This is a genomic window from Promicromonospora sp. NPDC060271 (genome assembly GCF_042726755.1).
Classification (GTDB): domain Bacteria; phylum Actinomycetota; class Actinomycetes; order Actinomycetales; family Cellulomonadaceae; genus Promicromonospora.
The window spans coordinates 1-3,709 of the sequence record NZ_JBHXBG010000290.1; the positions used below are offsets into that span (position 1 = coordinate 1).

2 protein-coding genes are annotated in these 3,709 nt (G+C 71.9%); both read right to left on the minus strand.

Annotated features, from left to right (window positions below):
• Window positions 1-55 precede the first annotated feature (55 nt).
• The gene (locus ACFWE2_RS24970) at window positions 56-1,405 is read right to left on the minus strand and encodes a M20/M25/M40 family metallo-hydrolase (RefSeq protein WP_377226905.1); all 1,350 of its coding nucleotides are present in this window, start codon (window positions 1,403-1,405) and stop codon (window positions 56-58) included.
• Window positions 1,406-1,541: 136 nt separating this feature from the next.
• Complete coding sequence (locus tag ACFWE2_RS24975; RefSeq protein WP_377226906.1) at window positions 1,542-3,626, minus strand: M3 family metallopeptidase; 2,085 nt, start codon at window positions 3,624-3,626, stop codon at window positions 1,542-1,544.
• Window positions 3,627-3,709 lie beyond the last annotated feature (83 nt).

Genomic DNA, 3,709 nt, shown 5'->3' on the forward strand with positions numbered 1-3,709 from the left:
TCTCCCTGGCGTGCACCAGGGAGACCCGGACAGGCGCTCTACCTCGCGAAGCGGGTCAGCAGGTCGCCAGCAGGCGGTCCAGCACGCGCGTCCCGAACTTCAGCGCCTCGGTCGGTACGCGCTCGTCGACGCCGTGGAACATGCCCGCGAAGTCGAGGTCGTTCGTGAGCTGCAGCGGCGCGAACCCGTAGCCGGTGATCCCGAGCCGGTGGAGCGACTTGTTGTCCGTGCCGCCCGAGAGCGTGTACGGCAGCACCTTCGCACCCGGGTCCTCGGCGTCGATCGCCGCGACCATGGCGTCCACCAGGTTTCCGCTGAACGGCACCTCGAGCGCCGTGTCCAGGTGGATCGGCTCGATCCGCACGCGCGGGCCGGCGAGCTCACGCAGCGTCGCCAGGCCCGACTCCTCCTGGCCGGGCAGGAGGCGCACGTCGACCGCCGCCTCGGCACGCCCGGGGATGACGTTGGCCTTGTAGCCGGCCTCCAGCTGGGTCGGGTTGGACGTGTTGCGCACCGTGGCGCCAACGAACTTCGCGACCGGGCCCAGCGCCGCGACCAGCGCGTCGATGGTCGCGGGGTCCTCGTAGTCCACGGGGAGGCCCGTGAGGTCCCCGACGCCGCGCAGCAGCGCGTCCACGGTGGGCGTGATCGTGTACGGCCAGGCGTGCTGCCCGATGCGCGCTACGGCGGCGGCGAGCTCGGTGACCGCGTTGTCGGGGTTGACCTGCGAGCCGTGCCCGGCCCTGCCGTCGGCGATCAGGCGCAGCCAGGCGATGCCCTTCTCCGCCGTCTGCAGCAGGTAGGCGCGCTTGCCGTTCACCTCGACCGAGTAGCCGCCCACCTCGGAGATCGCCTCGGTGGCGCCCTCGAACAGGTCGGGGCGGTTGTCCACCGCCCACCGGGCGCCGTACCCGCCGCCTGCCTCCTCGTCGGCGAAGAACGCGACGACGACGTCGCGGGCGGGCTTGCGGCCCTCGCGCACCATCTGCCGCACGACCGCCAGGATCATGGCGTCCATGTCCTTCATGTCGACGGCGCCGCGGCCCCAGATCAGACCGCCGGTCTCGGTCTCCGTCAGCTCCGCGCCGAACGGGTCGACGCTCCAGTCGTCCTTGGCCGCCGGCACGACGTCGAGGTGCCCGTGCAGGACGAGGGCAGGCCTGCTGCGGTCCGCCCCCTCGAGGCGGACGACGACGGACGCACGCCCCGGCTCGGACTCGAACAGCTCGGGCTCCAGCCCGACCTCGTGCAGCAGCTCCATGACGTACTCGGCCGCGGCGCGCTCCCCCGGGCCCTCGTTGTTCCCGTAGTTCGACGTGTCGAACCGGATCAGCTCCTGGCAGATCCGGATGACCTCGTCGGCGGCGGTGGGCACGGGCGCGGAAGTCGGAACAGTCTCAGTCACAGGGGCCACGGTACAGAGGCCGACACCAGCTCACTGACCCGGCACCACCAGATCCGCCGAGTCAGCAGGCTGGTCCGACCAGCCCACTGACTCGGCGGATCCGGCGGCGCGAGTCAGCAGGCTGGTGTCATGGCTCTCAGGCCAGGCCGCGGCGCTTGAGGAGTGGCGCGATCTCCGGAGCCCGGCCCCGCAGGTCCTCGAACGAGGCGAGCGGATCCTGCGACCCGCCGCGGGCGAGCAGCTTGCGGCGGAACGCCTCGCCGTTCTCCCGCGTCAGGCCGCCGTTCTCGGCGTACCACTCGACGGTGTCGGCGTCGAGCACCTCCGACCAGATGTAGGAGTAGTACCCGGCCGCGTAGCCGCCGCCACCGAAGATGTGGTTGAAATAGGTGGTGCGGTACCGCGGGGGCACGGCGTCGAAGTCGACGCCCGCCGCCGCGAGCGCCTTCTGCTCGAAGGGCAGCACGTCCTCGACCGACGTCGGGACCTGGTCGGGTGTGAGCTGGTGCCACGCCTGGTCGAGGAGTGCGGCGGCGAGGTACTCCGTCGTCGCGAAGCCCTCGCCCCAGATGCGGGACGCGAGCATGGTGTCCACCCACTGCGCGGGCATGGGCTCGCCGGTCGCGTGGTGCACGGCGAACGACCGCAGGATCTGCGGCTCCCAGGACCACATCTCGTTGACCTGCGAGGGGTACTCGACGAAGTCGCGCGGCACGGAGGTGCCCGACCGGGACGGGTAGCGAACGGAGCTGAGGAGCCCGTGCAGGGCGTGGCCGAACTCGTGGAACAGCGTGGTGACCTCGTCCCACACGAGCAGGGTCGGCTCGCCGGCGGGCGGCTTGACGATGTTGAGGTTGTTGACGACCACGGGCCTCTGGCCGAGGAGGTGGCTCTGGTCCACGAGGCTGTTCATCCAGGCCCCGCCGCGCTTCGACTCGCGGGTGTACCAGTCGGCGAGGAAGAGGCCGAGGCCTGCGTCGGGCTCACCCGGCTCGGGTGCGTCGAACACCTCGAAGACGCGCACGTCCGGGTGGTAGCCGGCCAGGTCGTGCCGTTCGGTGAAGGAGAGCCCGAACAGCAGGGTCGCGGCCTTGAACACGCCGTCGTGCACCACGCGTTCGAGCTCGAGGTAGGGGCGCAGGGCGGCGTCGTCCAGGTTGAACCGCTCCTTGCGCACCGCCTCGTTCAGGTAGGACCAGTCCGCGGCGGCCACCTCGGCCGTGCCGCTCACCTTCGCGAGCTCGGCCGCCTCGCGCCGCGCGTTGGCGACGGCGGCGGGTGCGAGCCGGGCGAGCATCTCGTTGACGGCGGCGGTGGTGCCCGCTGTGGTGTCCGCGGCGATGTAGGCGGCGTGGTGCTCGTAACCGAGGAGCTGCGCGCGCTCGGCCCGCAGGCGGGCGAGCTCCAGGAGCACCTCGCGCGTGTCGGTCTCACCGCCCGTGGCGCCGCGCTTCGTCGAGGCCTCCTGGACCCGTGCCCGGAGGCCGGAGTCCGCGAGGGACGCGAGCACGTTCTGGTGCGTGAAGAGCTGCATCTCCAGCAGCCAGCCCTCCTGCCCGCGGGCGTCGGCGGCCGCGCGCGCACCGGCGACGGCGTCCGGGGACAGCCCGGCGAGCTCCGCGTCGTCGGTCACGAGCACGCTCGCCTCGTTGGCGCCCGCCAGGAGCTTGCGGCCGAAGCTGGCCTGCAGCGTCGTGATCCGGGAGTTGAGCTCACGCAGCCGCTCCTGGTCGGCCTCGGGGAGCGCGATGCCGGACCGCTCGAACTGCGTGAGGAGCTGGTCGAGCAGGTAGGCGGCTTCGGGCTCGAGCGCCTGGCCGGCCAGGGACTGCACTCGCGCGTAGAGGCGGGCGTCCATGTTGATGGCGTCCTGGTGCGCGGCGAGCTGTGGCGCGAGCCGCTCCTGGATGTCCTCCAGGCCGGGCGTCGAGTCGGCGGGCAGCGTGCCGTAGAACGCCGTCACCGCGCGGCCGAGGAGCTGGCCCGCGCGTTCGAGCGCCTCCAGGGTGTTCTCGACGGTCGCCGGCTCCGGGTTGGTCACGATGGCCTCGACCTCCGCGCGGTGCGCGGCCATGCCCGCGAGCACGGCGGGCTCGTAGTGCTCCTCGCGGATCGCCGCGAAGTCGGGCAGCTCGTACGGGAGGGTGGACGGGGCGGCGAAGGGGTTGGCCGGGTCGAGGACGATGTCCGCGCCCTCGGTGGTGGTGCTCGCAGAGGTCATAAGTACATCTTTACGCACGAAACACACCCGCCCGGCCCGTTGAGTGCGGGCTATTTGTGGGACAGAGGCCGTCTGTCCCACAA

Excerpts from the sequence above, each read along its gene's own strand:
- ACFWE2_RS24975 (WP_377226906.1), bottom strand. The coding sequence starts at position 3,626 with ATGACCTCTGCGAGCACCACCACCGAGGGCGCGGACATCGTCCTCGAC.